General features: G+C 73.1%; 9 protein-coding genes. 5 read left to right on the top strand and 4 right to left on the bottom strand.

Going from position 1 to position 14,629, the window contains the following annotated elements; translation table 11 throughout:
- Window positions 1-134 precede the first annotated feature (134 nt).
- Both QSK17_RS24250 and QSK17_RS24255 read right to left on the bottom strand, forming a co-directional pair.
- On the bottom strand, window positions 135-2,660 hold the full coding sequence (locus tag QSK17_RS24250; protein ID WP_285707489.1) for a DNA gyrase/topoisomerase IV subunit A: 2,526 nt from the start codon (window positions 2,658-2,660) through the stop codon (window positions 135-137).
- Between the two features lie 149 nt (window positions 2,661-2,809).
- Window positions 2,810-3,409: a GNAT family N-acetyltransferase gene (locus tag QSK17_RS24255; RefSeq protein WP_285707490.1), complete on the bottom strand. Its 600-nt coding sequence runs from the start codon at window positions 3,407-3,409 to the stop codon at window positions 2,810-2,812.
- Window positions 3,410-3,569: 160 nt separating this feature from the next.
- On the opposite strand from QSK17_RS24255, the gene QSK17_RS24260 reads away from it, so the two are divergent.
- Window positions 3,570-5,675: a RecQ family ATP-dependent DNA helicase gene (locus QSK17_RS24260; protein ID WP_352231833.1), complete on the top strand. Its 2,106-nt coding sequence runs from the start codon at window positions 3,570-3,572 to the stop codon at window positions 5,673-5,675.
- Between the two features lie 109 nt (window positions 5,676-5,784).
- Here QSK17_RS24260 and QSK17_RS24265 read toward each other — a convergent pair whose 3' ends face one another.
- The gene (locus tag QSK17_RS24265; protein WP_285707492.1) at window positions 5,785-6,678 is read right to left on the bottom strand and encodes a carbohydrate kinase family protein; all 894 of its coding nucleotides are present in this window, start codon (window positions 6,676-6,678) and stop codon (window positions 5,785-5,787) included.
- 209 nt (window positions 6,679-6,887) lie between these two features.
- Here QSK17_RS24265 and QSK17_RS24270 point away from each other — a divergent pair, with 209 nt between their 5' ends.
- Genes QSK17_RS24270 through QSK17_RS24285 form a run of 4 tightly spaced genes read left to right on the top strand, consistent with a single transcriptional unit; the run spans window position 6,888 to window position 12,146 of the window.
- On the top strand, window positions 6,888-9,527 hold the full coding sequence (locus tag QSK17_RS24270) for a bifunctional acetate--CoA ligase family protein/GNAT family N-acetyltransferase (protein ID WP_285707493.1): 2,640 nt from the start codon (window positions 6,888-6,890) through the stop codon (window positions 9,525-9,527).
- Window positions 9,528-9,584: 57 nt separating this feature from the next.
- A complete protein-coding gene (locus QSK17_RS24275; protein ID WP_285707494.1) occupies window positions 9,585-10,175 on the top strand; it encodes a DUF5998 family protein in 591 nt (196 codons plus the stop codon).
- Window positions 10,176-10,194: 19 nt separating this feature from the next.
- Window positions 10,195-11,334 carry an alkaline phosphatase family protein gene (locus QSK17_RS24280; protein ID WP_285707495.1) on the top strand — a complete coding sequence of 380 codons (1,140 nt, stop codon included), beginning with the start codon at window positions 10,195-10,197 and terminating at the stop codon, window positions 11,332-11,334.
- Window positions 11,331-12,146 (top strand): sulfurtransferase, encoded by an 816-nt coding sequence (locus tag QSK17_RS24285; RefSeq protein ID WP_285707496.1) that lies wholly within the window; start codon window positions 11,331-11,333, stop codon window positions 12,144-12,146. The genes QSK17_RS24280 and QSK17_RS24285 overlap by 4 nt, the downstream gene beginning before the upstream one ends.
- Here the strand turns inward: QSK17_RS24285 and QSK17_RS24290 are convergent.
- Window positions 12,086-14,629 carry a CHAT domain-containing protein gene (locus tag QSK17_RS24290; protein WP_285707498.1) on the bottom strand — a complete coding sequence of 848 codons (2,544 nt, stop codon included), beginning with the start codon at window positions 14,627-14,629 and terminating at the stop codon, window positions 12,086-12,088. The two genes, QSK17_RS24285 and QSK17_RS24290, sit on opposite strands and share 61 nt — an antisense overlap.

Consider the following 14,629-nt stretch of genomic DNA (forward strand, 5'->3'; position numbering starts at 1 on the left):
ATCTGGGGGCGTCACGGCACCCTGTCGCGCGGTGTCCGGCATCGGCGTACTCGCGTCGTTCCCGCCACGACGATGGTGGCGGTGCCGCTCCAGCCTGTTCCGGAGCCGCACCACCACGTGGTGCCGGGCGGTTCCTACTCCGTCCCGCCGCCCGGGGAGTCGTTCGTCGCGCCGCCGTCCTGCTCGCCCGCCGTCTTCCCGGTCATGTCCGTGCTGCCCAGGGCTCCGCCGACCGCGGCGACCGTGTGGGTGAGACGGACGCCGGATCCGTCGCGGCGGCCCAGCTCCTCGGGCAGCGGGATCGGCTTGCCGGTCGAGGACACCGCCTTCGCCGGAGCCGGACCGGCCCAGGCGAGCAGGAGCACGTCCTCGCCCTTGAGGAACCGCTGGGCCCGCACACCGCCGGTCGCCCGGCCCTTCGGCGGGAACTCGGCGTAGTCGGAGACCTTGCCGCCGCCGACCTGGGTGCCGGGCAGGGCGGTCGAGGAGCCGGCGATCGTGACGACTCGGGCCTCCTGGGCGGGATCGACCACACCGAACCAGATCACGCGGGCGTCGCCGTCCAGACGGATCCCGGCCATGCCGCCCGCCGGCCGGCCCTGCGGGCGGACCGAGGAGGCGGGGAAGCGCAGCAACTGGGCGTCGGAGGTGATGAAGACCAGGTCGTGGTCGGCGGAGGTCAGCTCGGCCACGCCGACGACGGTGTCCCCGTCGCGGAGGCCGATGACTTCGAACTCGTCGCGGTTGGCGGGATATTCGGGGATGACCCGCTTGACCACGCCCTGGGTCGTGCCGAGGGCGAGCCCGGGGCCGTCGGGATCGAGCGAGCCCAGGCCAACCACGGTCTCGCCGGGGTTCAGCGTGACGAACTCGGAGACCGGATGCCCGCCGGCCAGCGTCGGCGGGTTGGCCGACGGCGGCAGCGTCGGCAGGTCGACCACGGGGACGCGGATCAGCCGTCCCTGCGAGGTGACCAGGCCCACCTCGGTCCGGACCGTGCTGCGCACCACGGAGATCAGCACGTCGTGCGCGGCGCGCTCGCCTTCGGCGGCGAGCGGCGTGGCGTCGGTCGTGCGGGCCAGGAGGCCGGTCGAGGACAGCAGGATCAGACACGGGTCGTCGGCCACCTCGAGCGGCACCGCCGCGGTGAGAGCCGCGCCCGACGACTCCAGCAGGACGGTGCGGCGGGGCGTGCCGTACGTCTTGGCGACCTCGGCGAGCTCCTTGGAGACGACCTGGCGGAGCCGCTCCTCGGAGGAGAGGATCTCGGTGAGCGCGGCGATCTCCGCGGACAGCGTCTCCTTCTCGCCGTCGAGCTCCAGTTTGTCGTAGCGGGTGAGGCGGCGCAGCGGGGTGTCCAGGATGTAGTTGGCCTGGATCTCGCTCAGCTCGAACGCCTCCATCAGCGCCGTGCGCGCGTGGGCGGTGTCGTCGGAGGAGCGGATGATGCGGATGACCTCGTCGATGTTGAGCAGCGCGATGAGGAGGCCGTCCACCAGGTGGAGCCGCTCCTCGCGCTTGCGGCGGCGGTGGGCCGAACGGCGGCGCACCACGTCGAGGCGGTGGTCGACGTAGACCTGCAGCAGCTCGCGCAGGCCGAGCGTGCGCGGCTGGCCGTCCACCAGCGCGACGTTGTTGATGCCGAAGGTCTCCTCCATCGGCGTCAGCCGGTAGAGCTCCTCCAGCACGGCCTCGGGGTTGAAGCCGTTCTTGACCTCGATGACCAGGCGCAGGCCCTTGTGCCGGTCGGTCAGGTCCTTGAGGTCGGCGATGCCGTTGAGCTTCTTGGCGGTCACCAGCTCCTTGATCTTGGTGACCACGCGCTCGGGGCCGACGTTGAAGGGCAGCTCGGTGATCACGATGCCCTTGCGGCGCGGCGTGACCTGCTCGATCGCGGCCTTGGCCCGCATCTTGAAGGTGCCGCGGCCCTTCTCGTACGCGTCCCTGACGCCGGAGAGGCCGATGATCGTGCCGCCGGTCGGCAGGTCGGGCCCCGGGATGAAGCGCATGAGCTCGTCGAGCGTCGCGTCCGGCCGCTTGATCAGGTGCCGGGCCGCCGCGATGACCTCGCCGAGGTTGTGCGGCGCCATGTTGGTCGCCATGCCGACCGCGATGCCGGTGGCGCCGTTGACCAGGAGGTTGGGGAACGCCGCGGGCAGGACCGACGGCTCGGTCTCCTGGCCGTCGTAGTTGGGCTTGAAGCCGACGGTGTCCTCGTCGATCGACTGCACCATCAGCGTCGCCGCCGGGGCGAGGCGGGCCTCGGTGTACCGCATGGCGGCCGGTGAGTCGTCGGGTGAGCCGAAGTTGCCGTGCCCGTCCACCAGCGGCAGCCGCATCGAGAACGGCTGGGCCATGCGTACGAGCGCGTCGTAGATGGCGGTGTCGCCATGGGGGTGCAGCTTGCCCATGACGTCGCCGACGACGCGGGACGACTTGACATGGCCGCGATCGGGACGCAACCCCATCTCGCTCATGGAGTAGAGGATGCGGCGCTGCACCGGTTTGAGCCCGTCTCGGGCGTCCGGGAGCGCGCGCTGGTAGATCACCGAGTACGCGTACTCCAGGTAGCTGGTGCGCATCTCCACGGACACGTCGATATCGACGATCCGCTCTTCGAAGTCCTCGTCCGGCGGGGGTGTGGTCGTGCGTCGGGCCATATCGAACATTGTGCCGATGACAGCGAGTGCTTGCGACACAGTCGCGACTCAGCCGCGGCTCAGCCGCGATTCCCGTCCTGGCTAGTCCGGTTTAATGCCGCCTGTCGTATTCTTGCCGGGCGGAGCCGCAGCACGTGCCGGGCAGGACCTCAACGCGTATGGGGCAGTGGGCGCATCGCACCCGGCCACGGTCCCGGGGTGGACCCCTCGTCCGCGTCGCCCGGCACGTTCAGCTTGGTGTCGTAGACCCGGAAGCCGCGGGCCTGGTAGTTCGCCAGCGCGGCCGGGCCGTCGAGGGAGCAGGTGTGCAGCCAGACGCGCCGGGTGGGCTTCAGGTCCGGCCAGCGGTCGGCCATGTCCCACGCCCGTGCCGTACCGGCCGTGAGCAGGTGCCCGCCCAGCCCCTGCCCGATGGCGTACGGCAGGAGCCCGAAGCTGGAGATCTCCACGACGCCGGCGTCCTGGGCGACCAGCTCCACGTAGCCGGCGGGGGTGCCGTCGCGCCATGCGACCCAGGTCTCCGCACCCGGCCGGTCCAGCCACGCCATCCACTGGTGCCAGGTCCACGGCAGGCGCTCGGTCCACTGCCAGTCGCCGCCGACCGCCGTGTACAGGAAACGGCTGAACTCCGGAGAGGGGATCTCCGCGCGCACGATGTCCACGGGCACTCGCGGCTCGCGTGCGGGAAGCAGATCGCCCGGAGCGATCTGCTCCAGGTACCAGGTGGTCACGTCCATAACGGGATTCATCCAACCATGTCCTCCCCCCGTGTCCTCCAACGGTCTCCTCCAACGGTCTCCTCCAACCGTGTCCTCCACCCGTGTCCTCCGATGGTGTCCGGCACGAGCCCTCCCCACGGGGCGCGAACAGTCGGGGGGAACTGGTAGCAAGGACCCTGTGACAGGAGAAGTGGCAGGGGAAGAGCAGGCGCTGCGGGACGAGGCCGAGGCGCGCCTGCGGGCGCTCGCCGGAGAGAGCGCGCGGCTGCGCGACGACCAGTGGTCGGCGATCAAGGCCCTGGTGATGGACCGGCGGCGCGCACTGGTCGTGCAGCGCACCGGCTGGGGCAAGTCGGCGGTCTACTTCGTCGCGACCGCGCTGCTGCGCGAGCTCGGCGAGGGACCCACTGTGATCGTCTCGCCGCTCCTGGCCCTGATGCGCAACCAGATCGCGGCCGCCGAGCGCGCGGGCATCCACGCCGCGACGATCAACTCGGCCAACCCCGAGGAGTGGGAGAAGATCTACGCCCAGGTCGCCGAGGGCATGATCGACGTGCTGCTGGTCAGCCCCGAGCGGCTGAACAACCCCGACTTTCGCGATCAGGTGCTGCCCGAGCTGGCCGAGAGCGCCGGGCTCGTGGTGATCGACGAGGCCCACTGCATCTCCGACTGGGGACACGACTTCCGGCCCGACTACCGCCGCCTGCGCACGATGCTGACCGAGCTCCCGCCCGGCATCCCCGTCCTCGCCACCACCGCGACCGCCAACGCGCGGGTGACCAGGGACGTCGCCGAGCAGCTCGCGGCGAGCCCCGAGTGGGACGATCCCGCCGCCCCGCTGGTCCTGCGCGGCCCGCTGGAGCGCGAGAGCCTGCACCTCGGTGTCGTACGGCTCCGCGGGGCCGAGCAGCGCCTGGCGTGGCTGGCCAGGACGCTGCACGAGCTACCGGGCTCGGGCATCGTCTACACGCTGACCGTCGCCGCCGCCCAGGAGATCGCCGCTTACCTGCGGGAGCAGGGGCACCGGGTGGCCGCGTACTCCGGGCAGACCGACCCCGCCGAGCGGCTGGCGGCCGAGGAGGACCTGCTCGCCAACCGGATCAAGGCACTGGTCGCCACCTCCGCGCTGGGCATGGGCTTCGACAAGCCGGACCTCGGGTTCGTCGTCCATGTCGGCGCTCCCGCGTCCCCCGTGGCGTACTACCAGCAGGTCGGGCGCGCTGGCCGTGGGGTGGAGAAGGCCGAGGTGATCCTGCTCCCGGGCGCCGAGGACCGGGAGATCTGGTCCTACTTCGCCTCGTTGGCGTTCCCGCCCGAGCCGGTGGTCCGGGCGACGCTCGCGGCGCTGTCCGAGGAGGGCATGCTGTCCACGGCCGCCCTGGAGACCCGGGTCGACCTCAGCCGGGGCCGGCTGGAGATGATGCTCAAGGTCCTCGACGTCGACGGCGCGGTCCGGCGGGTCAAGGGCGGCTGGGAGGCCACCGGAGAGCCGTGGGAGTACGACGCCGACCGCTACCAGCGGGTCGCCGCCGAGCGGAAGGCCGAGCAGGAGGCCATGCTCGGCTACATCTCCACCACGGAGTGCCGGGAGCGGTTCCTCCGCCGCCATCTCGACGACGACGAGGCGCGCCCGTGCGGCCGGTGCGACAACTGCACCGGCGCCCACCGCTCCCCGGACGTCGCGGCCGAGGACGTCCAGGCCGCGCACGAGCGCCTGGTCCGGCCGGGAGTGGACCTGGAGGCCCGGCGGCAGTGGCCGACCGGTCTCGCCGACCTGAAGGGCAGGATCAAGCCCGAGCTGTCCGCGGAGACCGGCCGGGCACTCGGCCGACTCACCGACATCGGCTGGGGCACCCGGCTGCGCGAGCTGCTCGCCCAGCAGGACGGGCCCGTTCCCGACGACGTGTTCAACGCCGTGGTGGGCGTGCTCAAGTCGTGGGACTGGCAGGGGCGGCCGGCCGCGGTGGTCAGCGTCCCGTCCGCCACGCGGCCGCTGCTCGTCCGCAACCTGGCCGAGCGGATCGCGCGGATCGGCCGCCTGGAATATCTGGGGGAGCTGGGCTACCGCGACGGATCACCGGGGCGGCAGTACAACAGCGCCCAGCGGGTCAACGCCGTCCGCGGCACCCTGGCCATGCCGCGCGATCTCGCGGGACGGATCGCCGCGGCCGGTGGCCCGGTCCTGCTGGTCGACGACCGGGTGGACACCGGCTGGACGATGACGCTCGCCACGGCGCAGATCCGGCACGCGGGGGCTCCCGCCGTCCTGCCGCTCGTTCTCGCGGTGACGGCCTGACTCGGTCACAGAGCCAGGCCGTCAGAGGCGGATCTTCACGACGCACGCAGCCACACGTCGCCGCACGCAGCGCGCGGGCCGTACGGCCCGCGTCTTGCGGAGTCAGGAGTCAGAGGCGAGGGCGGGCGCCGAGGTAGGTGATGCACTTGGCGGCGAGGGCGTTCCCGGCCGAGAGGGCCTCGGCCGGCGGCTTGCCGGCCAGCCACGGCGGCAGGAAACCGGCGGCGAACGCGTCGCCCGCGCCGGTGCCGTCCGCGATCCGATCGATCGTCTCGGCGGACGCCCGGACCGGCTCGGCGCGGCCGTTGGTGTACCAGAGCGCGCCTTCCTTGTTGAGCTTGATCACGACCTGCGGGAACCAGGCCGTGAGCACCTTCGCCGCGGCGGCGGGTTCGTCCCTGCCGGTCAGCGCCTTGGCCTGGTGGGCGTTGGCGAGCAGCAGCTTGGCACCGTGGGTCCACTCAAGGAACGGCTCGGCCCCCGTGCGCTCCACGGGGGCGGCCGAGGCGCAGTCGATGGAGATCGACATCCCGGCCCGCCGGGCCAGGTCGAGCGCGGCCAGGCCGGCGTCGCGCGAGCCTTCGTTGATGAGCGTGTATCCCGATATGTGCAGATGGGCACCCGAGCTGAACAGGTCGCGGGGCAGGTCCTCGGGAGCGAGGGCGGCGTTGGCCCCGGGGTCGGACAGCATCGTCCGCTCGCCCTTGTGGGTGACGAGCACCACGCAGGTGCCGGTCGGCCGCTCGGGATCCATCACGAGCCGGGCGTCCACGCCGTAGCCCATCAGCTCCATGTCGCGGTTGCGGCCGGTGATGTCGGCGCCGCGACGGCCGATGAAGGCGACCTCGTTGCCCTCCACCGCGAGCCAGGACGCGACGTTCGCCCCGGAGCCGCCGCCGTGCATGGTCACGACCGCCGGGGTGTCGCTCGCTCTCGCGAGGGGGAAGCGGGCGCGCGCCAGCGCGTCGGTCATGAGATCGCCCACCACGACGACCCGCGTCATGATGTCACCACCTTGCCAGCTGCTCGTGGAGGTAAGTCCGCCGGAGGGGTCGGCGTCCTCGCCGGATTATGAGGGCTATGCCGAGAAACTTAACAGCTTCCGGCCACGTCGTGGGGAATTGGGTCGCCGCTCCCTGAGAGTCGATGCACAAGCGTTGTCAGCTTGTGCATCCTGCCGGGCCGTTCCGCGCCGGGACTACCCTCGGGTCTGTGGAATCCCGCTACCCCGCCCACTGGGAGGCGGACGTCGTGCTCTCCGACGGCGGAACGGCGCACCTGCGGCCGATCCGGCCGGACGACGCCGATCTGATGCGCTCGTTCTACTCCCGCCTCTCCGAGCAGTCGATCTACTTCCGCTATTTCGGTCCCCGGCCGAGGCTGAGCGACCGCGAGATCGCCTGGTTCACCAACGTCGACTACGACAACCGGGTCGCGCTCATCGCCACGATCGGCACCGAGATGGTGGCGGTCGTACGGTATGACCGGGTCCAGCCGGCCGACCACGCCGAGGTGGCCTTCCTCGTGGAGGACGCCCACCAGGGCAGGGGCATGGCATCCGTGCTCCTGGAGCACCTGCGGGCCGCCGCCAGGGAGCGCGGGATCCGGACGTTCATCGCCGACGTGCTGCCCGCCAACCACCGGATGATCGCGATGTTCCGCCAGGCCGGATACACCGCGCAGAGCCACTTCGAGGACGGCGTCGTACGGATGACGCTCGACCTGGCCACCACGGACAGCGCCGTGCAGGTGACGGCGGACCGCGAGCACCGTGCCGAGGCGCGGTCCATCGAGCGGCTGCTGAAGCCGGGATCCGTCGCGGTGATCGGCGCCAGCCGGGAACCGGGCGGCATCGGCCAGACCGTGCTGCGCAACCTGCTCGGCGCCGACTTCACCGGCCCGGTCTACCCGGTGCACCGCGAGGTCAGGGCCGTGGCGGGGGTGCGCGCCTACCGGAGCGTGTCCGCGATCGACGGGGACGTCGATCTCGCCGTGCTCGCGATCCCCGCCGAAGGCGTGCTCGACGTGGTCGAGGAATGCGCGGAGAAGGGGGTGAAGGGCCTGGTCGTGGTGTCGTCCGGCTTCGGGGAGACCGGCCTCGAGGGGCGCGCCCGCCAGGACGAGCTGGTCCGCATCGCCCGCGCGTACGGCCTCCGCGTGGTCGGCCCCAACTGCCTCGGCATCGCGAACACCGACCCCGCGGTCCGCCTCAACGCGACCCTCGCCGCGACGCTGCCCGGCCGCGGCCGGGTGGGGTTCTTCAGCCAGTCCGGTGCGCTCGGCACCGCGCTGTTGCAGCGGGTGGCCCAGCGCGGCATGGGCATCTCGACGTTCGTCTCGGCGGGCAACCGGGCCGACGTGTCGGGCAACGACCTCCTGCAGTACTGGGAGGAGGACCCGGCGACCGACGTGATTCTGCTCTACCTGGAGTCCCTGGGAAATCCCCGCAAGTTCTTCCGCCTGGCCCGGCGGATCTCCCGGACCAAGCCGCTCGTCGTCGTGAAGAGCCAGGGGGTGCCCACCGGGCACGCCGCACGCGTCCTCCGCCTCCCCGACACCGCCCTGAGCGCGCTGTTCCAGCAGGCGGGCGTGATCCGGGTGGACGACCTGGCCCAGCTGTTCGACGTCGCGCAGCTGCTGGCCCACCAGCCGCTGCCCGCCGGTCCCCGGGTGGGCGTGGTCAGCAACTCCGACGCGCTGGCGCTGCTCGCCGTGGACGCCTGCCGCGCCAGGGGCCTGGACCCGGTCCCGCCGGTCAACCTGGGGGCGCGGGCCGGCGGCACCGAGTTCGCCGACGCGCTCGGCGGCGTGCTCGCCGACGTGGACGCGGCCGTCGTGATCTACATGCCGCCGATCCCCGGAGGGCACGCCGAGGTCGCCGCCGAGCTGCTCCGGGTCGCCGGGGAGTCCGGCAAGCCGGTGCTGGCCAGCTTCCAGGGCGAGCTGGGGATGCCCGCCGACCTGCGCGTTCCCGGCGAGGGGCCGTCCAGGGGTTCCATCCCGTCCTATCCCGCGCCGGAGGAGGCGGTCCGGGCGCTCGCCCACGTCGTGCGCTACGCCCGATGGCGCGAGCAGCCCGTGGGGACGCCCCCCGCCGTCGAGGGCGTGGACACCCGGCTGGCCAAGCGGCTGATCGCCGCGGCGCTGGAGTCCGGTGACGAACAGGTCGAGATCGACGCGTCGGAGCTGCTCGCCTGCTACGGCGTCGAGGTGTGGCCGGCGGAGCCGGTCGCCTCCGCCGACGCGGCGGTGGCCGCCGCCTCCCGGCTCGGATGGCCCGTCGCGCTGAAGCCGGTGCCCCGCCCCGTGACCGCCGCCGCCGATCCCGACGCCCCGCGCCGGTCCGGCACCGTACGGCTCGGCCTGAACGAGCCGGGCAGCCTCCGCCAGGCGTACGCCGATCTGGCCGCGACGCTCGCCCCGGACATGACGATCGCCGTGCAGCACATGGCGCCGCAGCCCTCCGCGACCACCGTGGTCGGTGTGATGCAGGACCGCGACGCCGGGGCGGTCGTGTCATTCGGCCTGGGCGACGTCGCCGCCCGGCTGCTCGGCGACCGCGCCTACCGCCTCGCCCCGCTGACCTGCGAGGACGCGGCCGCCCTCGTGCGCTCGGTGCGGGCCGCGCCGCTGCTCCTCGGCGAGTACGGCTACCCGCCGGTGGCCGTCGGAGCGCTGGAGGACCTGCTGGTCAGGGTCGGTCTCCTCGCCGACGCCCTGCCCGAGGTCTTCCGGATGGACCTGGACGAGGTCCTGGTGGGGGAGTCGGCGGTGGTCGTGCTGGGGGCCAGAGCCGTGCTGCGGCCGGAGGTCGGGCCCCGGCTCGATGTCGGGCCGCGCCGTCTGCGGTGAGGAGCCGGTTTCGTGTGAGTGTGAAACCGGTGTCCCTTACAGGGCAGGATGGACCCCATGAGGGAAACCCGAGTCTCCGCCGCCGGCCTGCGTGAGGCGATCGATCGCAGCGGCTACTACCCCGACCTGGTCGCCGACGCGGTCGACTCCGCCCTTGGCAAGGAACAGGTCACGGCGTACGTCGTGCATCACGAGGCCACGTTCGACCCGGCGATGGAGGTGCGCAGGCACGTCACCGTCCTGGTGCTCTCGCCCACCCGTCTGCTGGTGTGCCACACCGACGAGCATCCGCCCGCCGAGGGCATGCCGGCCTCGCACGCCTCGACCACCACAGAGGCCGTACGGCTCAGCCGCATCCAGTCGGTCGCGGTGACCAGGGTGGTCCCCGACCCGGCCTCGTATGTGCCGGGGGTTCCGCCCACCGAGGCGACCCTCACGATCGGGTGGGGGGCGATCTCCCATGTCGACCTGGAGCCCGCGACCTGCGGTGACGAGAGCTGCGAGGCCGACCACGGCTACACCGGCGCCATCACCGCCGACGACCTGTCCCTGCGGGTGAGCGAGGCGGCCGACGGCCCGGAGGCGGTCTCGCACGTGCTCGACTTCGCCAAGGCACTGTCCGAGGCCACCGCGCGCGCCGCCACCTGACCGACGCCCTGGAGGTGACGTGACCGAGTTCAGCCCCGGGCGCTCCGCCCTGCCGTACGTCCCCGATTACGGCGGAGCGTCGCTGGCCGACCTGCCCGGATCCGTGCTGGCGTCCCTGGGGGCCGGCTCCGGGAACACCCTGCGGCTCGATCCCGCCGAGCGGATCTGCCTGTTCCTCGTGGACGGCATGGGAGCCGAGCTGCTGCGCGCCCACCCGGACGCCGCGCCGTTCCTGTCCGCGCAGCCGGGACGGACGCTCACCGCAGGGTTCCCGTCCTCGACGCCGACGAGCCTGGCCACGCTCGGCACGGGCATGCCGCCGGGCGAGCACGGGATGGTCGGCATCCTGATGGCCGTCCCCGGGGAGGGGCGGCTGTTCAACTGCCTGCGCTGGACCGCGCCCGGCCACGCCGTCGATCCCGACTGGTGGCAACCGGCCGAGACCGTCTACCAGCGGCTTTCCGCGGCCGGTGTGGATCCGGTCTATGTCGCGCCCGGGGCGTTCAAGGGGACGGGGCTCAGCCGCGCCGTCTACCGCGGCGTGCGCCACGTCGCCGCGGACAGCGTGGACGACCGGATCGAGGGCGTACGGCAGGCGCTGCGAGGGCGGGCCTTCGTCACCGTCTACTACGGCGGACTGGACGCGGCAGGCCACGAGACCGGCTGGGGCAGCACCCAGTGGCTGGAGGAGCTGGCCGTCGTCGACCGGATGGCGCAGCGGATCGCCGAGTCGCTGCCGCGCGGCTCGGCCATGTACGTCACCGCCGACCACGGCATGGTCAATCCCACCGACAAGGTGGACGTGGACCTGCGGCCCGAGCTCCGCGAGGGGGTGGCGCTCCTCGGCGGGGAGGCCCGGGTCCGGCACCTTTACACCGCGGAAGGGGCGGCCCCGGCGGTCCTGGAGACGTGGGCCGAGGCGCTGCGCGGCCGGGCGTGGGTGGTCTCCCGGGAGGAGGCCGTCGAGTCGGGCTGGTTCGGCCCCGCCGTACGCCGCGAGTGGCTCGGCCGGATCGGCGATGTCGTGGTCGTGCCGTACGGTGACTGCGTGGTCGTGGCCTCCCGGACGGAGGCGGTCGAAGCCGCCATGATCGGTTATCACGGCTCCCTGACGGCGGCCGAACAGAACGTCCCGTTGCTGGAGGTAAGTGCCAGATGAGCATCCTTGTCACGCCCGAAGAGCTCGCCGGCCTCGGCGAAATCACGATCCTGGACGTCCGCTGGCGGCTCGGCGGTGGACCGTCCGACCACAAGTCCTATGTGGAGGGCCACATCCCGGGCGCGGTCTTCTGCGCTCTCGACGCCGACCTCGCCGCCGCGCCCGGCGCGGGGGGTCGTCACCCGCTGCCCGAGGCGGCGGACTTCCAGGCCGCGATGCGCCGCCTCGGCGTGGACGGCTCCCGCCCTGTTGTCGTCTACGACGAGGCCGACTCGACGGCGGCGGCGCGGGCGTGGTGGACGCTGCGCTACTTCGGCCATCCCGACGTGCGCGTTCTGGACGGCGGCATCCGGGCCTGGCGGCACGCCGGATACTCGGTGGTCACCGAGGAGCCCGCGGTGGAGACGGGGGACTTCACCGCGGTCGCGGGAGGCATGCCGATGCTCGACGCCGACCAGGCCGCCGACCTCGCCAAGAGTGGCGTCCTGCTCGACGCACGCGCCGCCGAGCGCTACCGCGGCGAGGTCGAGCCGATCGACCCGGTGGCGGGGCACGTCCCCGGCGCGGTCAGCGCGCCCACGTCAGAGAACGTCGAGCCCGGCGGCCGGTTCCACAACCGTGAGTTCCTGCGCGAGCGGTTCAACACGCTCGGCGTGGTGGACGGGGTTCCCGTGGGGGTCTACTGCGGATCGGGTGTCACCGCGGCGCACGAGGTGCTGGCGCTGGAGCTGGCGGGCATCCCGGCCGCTCTCTACGTCGGCTCCTGGTCCCACTGGGTGGCCGACCCCGATCGCCCGGTGGCCACCGGCTGATCCCCCTCGCCGAAACAGACGAAACCGGGGACGCCGGTCGCTCGCGCCGCCGCGGCGAGCGCCTCGGCGGGCGGACGACCGTCCCCGAGCAGAGGGTGGAGCGCCGTCATCAGCGCGAGCGCCTCGTCGTCGCGTACGGGCACGACACCCGCGATCACGCATCGCGCTCCCCGATCGAGGAACGTGCCGGCCAGCCCGAGCACGGCGCCGTCCACCGGGGCGTGCGCCATGCCCGCGTCGCACGCCGAAAGGATCACCAGGCGTGGTGCCCGGGCCGGCCGGATCAGGTCGTAGGCCATGAGCGGCCCGTCGTCGAGCGAGATCCGCGACAGCAGCGGGCCGCGCGGGGAGAACGTCCCGTGCGCGGCGATGTGCAGCACGTCGGCGTGACCGAGGGCGGCGAGCACCGCGTCTCTCGTCGCGGTCACCCGGACCGCTCCGGGATGTGACCGGACGACCGCGTCCGCCTCCGCTCCGGCGTGCTCCAGCCCCGGCCCGGCGACCGCCACGACCACAGGTTCGTCCGGGGGAGAGGGCGCCCCGATTCCGCCGAGCCAGGAGGAGGCGTTCCCCGCCACGGACACGGGACGGCCCCGCAGGGACGGGAGCAGCGGCCAGGGAAGGGTGTGCAGCGCGCCCGCCGGCACGATCGTCACCGGGCCACCGGGCACGTCCAAGGGCGCGAGCAGCAGTTCGTCCAGTAACGCCAGGTCGCGTTCCATGCCGCTCTCCATGCTGCTCTCCATGCCGCTCTCCACCTGGACGTCCCGGAGATTGCGGCGGCGCAGGGCGTACCGGACGCGCACCGTGGCCTCCGCCGTCGCCCGATACGAGCCGAGCGACCGCAGGACGCGGCGGCCCGCGGTCACCAGCACGGCCGCGAGCTCGTCCCCGCTCCGCACCAGCTCGATCAGCGACCCCGCGGGCGTCCGTTCCATCTCGGCCGGGAGACCCTCGTCCTGCGCCCCCGCCCGGCCCGGAGCCCCTCGTACGAGAGCCCGCCAGCGTTCGGAACAGGTCAGCACGGTCCAGGGGTCGCCCGTTTCCAGCGCGAGCCGTACGCAGAGCTGGGCGAGATCCTCGGCGGCGCGCGCGGCGTACGCCCGTGCCTCGACGGCACTCGGGTCCGAGGAGCCGCCGGTCTCCTGGTCGATCACGGGAGGTTCCGGACTGCCCGCGACAGGTGGACGCGGCGCGAGGGCGGCCGCCAGCCCTGACCAGGCCGCGGACAGCGCGCCGCGCACGTCCCCGTCGAGCCGCAGCAGCGTGGCCAGGGCGTGCTGCCGGACCATCGTCCGCGCGGGGCTGCCGATCAGGATCTCCAGCTGGTCGCGCGCGGTCCGCGGCTCACCCATCCGCAGCGCCGTCTCGGCGGCGGTCAACCGCAGCGCCGCCGCGTCGGAGCGGAAGCCGCCGCTCTGCAGGTCGTGGGCGCAGGCCAGCAGTTCGTCCAGCAGCTCACGGCTCGGCCGCTCCTGCGCGAGCCGGGCGCGGAGCACCACGTCGGTCGCGAGCGGGACCCGGGCGGCCCGGCCCTGGCGGACCAGGTCCGACCGCGCGGCCTCAGCGGAGGCGCGGGCGCTCGCGGTGACCCCGGTGAGCAGCTCGACCTGGGCGAGCAGCAGCCGGGCGTCCGCGAGCCCGGCCTGTGCCCCGGACGCGGCCAGATCGGGCACGACCTGCTCCAGCAGCGTCCGCGCCTCACCGAGCAGCCGCGCTGCCACCAGCGCCTGCGCGAAATCGGTGCGCATCACGGCCAGCCGCTCGGGATAGCCGAACAGCGTGCCCTCCGCAGCCCGGTAGCTCTCGAACGCCCCGGGGATGTCGCCACGCCTCGCCGCCACGAACGGCAGGTTCCCCTCGGCGAGCATCGCGAGATGATCGAGTCCGGCCGTCCGGGCGATCCGCGCGCACGCCGAGAGATCCGTCTCCGCCTGGTCGTACTCCTCCAGATATGTACGGGCGACGCCCCGGTTGAGCAGCCCGCCCGCGCGGAATCGCGGATCGCCGTCCAGCATCCCGAGCGCGTGGTCGCAGTGCCGTACCGCCTTGCTGAAGCGGCCGAGGAGGATGAACGCGGCGGAGCGCTGGACGCCCAGCCGGGCGAGGTCGGTGCCGGTGAGATCGCGCTCCGCGAGGTCGGCCAGCCGCAGCCCGCGCTCGGGGTCGCCGAGCTCCGCCACCACGGTCACCAGCGACATCCGCGCCTGCGCGACCCGGTTCGGGAAGTCCGCGCCGACGGCGACGGCCCGCTCCAGCCGTTCGACGGCCAGATCGATGTCGCCCAGCTCGCGCGCCGCCAGGGCCGCCGCCCGCAACGCCACCGGGATCGCCTCGGCGTGCCGCGCGCACCGCGTCTCGGGCGGCACGGCCTCCGCCTCGGCCAGGACGGCTCGCGACTCGGACTCCGCGAGCTCGGGATCGGTGCCGGACAGCCAGACCGCGCGCTCGGCCCGAGCGACCAGGGCCGAGCCGGAACCCAT

This window comes from Microtetraspora sp. NBRC 16547, assembly GCF_030268965.1.
In the GTDB taxonomy this organism is placed as follows: Bacteria; Actinomycetota; Actinomycetes; order Streptosporangiales; family Streptosporangiaceae; genus Microtetraspora.

Bases quoted from the DNA above. Each gene is read 5' to 3' on its own strand.
- QSK17_RS24250 (WP_285707489.1), bottom strand. From the start codon at position 2,660: ATGGCCCGACGCACGACCACACCCCCGCCGGACGAGGACTTCGAAGAG.
- QSK17_RS24255 (WP_285707490.1), bottom strand. From the start codon at position 3,409: ATGAATCCCGTTATGGACGTGACCACCTGGTACCTGGAGCAGATCGCT.
- QSK17_RS24265 (WP_285707492.1), bottom strand. From the start codon at position 6,678: ATGACGCGGGTCGTCGTGGTGGGCGATCTCATGACCGACGCGCTGGCG.
- QSK17_RS24275 (WP_285707494.1), top strand. From the start codon at position 9,585: ATGAGGGAAACCCGAGTCTCCGCCGCCGGCCTGCGTGAGGCGATCGAT.
- QSK17_RS24285 (WP_285707496.1), top strand. From the start codon at position 11,331: ATGAGCATCCTTGTCACGCCCGAAGAGCTCGCCGGCCTCGGCGAAATC.
- QSK17_RS24290 (WP_285707498.1), bottom strand. From the start codon at position 14,629: ATGGGTTCCGGCTCGGCCCTGGTCGCTCGGGCCGAGCGCGCGGTCTGG.